General features: G+C 66.8%; 1 pseudogene. It reads left to right on the top strand.

What is annotated here, in order from left to right:
• Nucleotides 1-668, top strand: a pseudogene (locus tag E6R62_RS41605) (hypothetical protein); the annotation flags it as partial.

The following is a 668-nucleotide window of genomic DNA, read 5'->3' as shown; positions in this document are numbered from 1 at the left end:
CACAGGAAGACGTCGCCTTCCCGCCGGTGATCGTCTACACCGGCCGTTCGCTGACCGGCGAAGAAGAGCAGGGCCTGCGCCGCTTCTCGCGCTCGATCATCATCAAGGACGCACGGTCGCCCGAGCGCCTGCTCGATGAAGTAACGCTGTTCCTGCATCAGGTTGAAACCACGCTGCCCGCCGAAAGCCAGCGCCTGCTCAAGGTGGCGCGCGATCGCGAAGCGGTGTTCCAGGGCCGCCGCGTGCTGGTGGTGGAGGACGACGTGCGCAACATTTTTGCGCTGTCCAGCGTGCTGGAACCGAAGGGCATGAAGGTCGAGATCGCCCGCAACGGCATCGAGGCGCTGGAGGCGCTCGGCCATCTGCACAGCCGGAACCTGCTGTACTGCGACTTCAAGGTCGACAACGCCATCCAGACCGAGGGCCAGCTGAAGCTGATCGACATGGGCGCGGTCCGCCGGATGGACGACGAGGAGTCGGCGATCTACGGCACGGTCGGCTACCAGGCCCCCGAGGTCGCCACCCACGGCCCGTCGGTCGCCTCGGACCTGTACACGGTCGCCCGCACCCTGGCCGTGCTGACCTTCGACTTCCAGGGCTACACCAGCGTCTACGCGGACAGCCTCCCGGACCCGCACGACGTGCCGGTCCTGTGGACGTACGAGTCC

This window comes from Streptomyces sp. A1136 (assembly GCF_004795055.1).
Classification (GTDB): domain Bacteria; phylum Actinomycetota; class Actinomycetes; order Streptomycetales; family Streptomycetaceae; genus Streptomyces.
The sequence above is the reverse complement of the archived record's forward strand: the minus strand, read 5'-3'. Positions and strand labels throughout refer to the sequence as shown.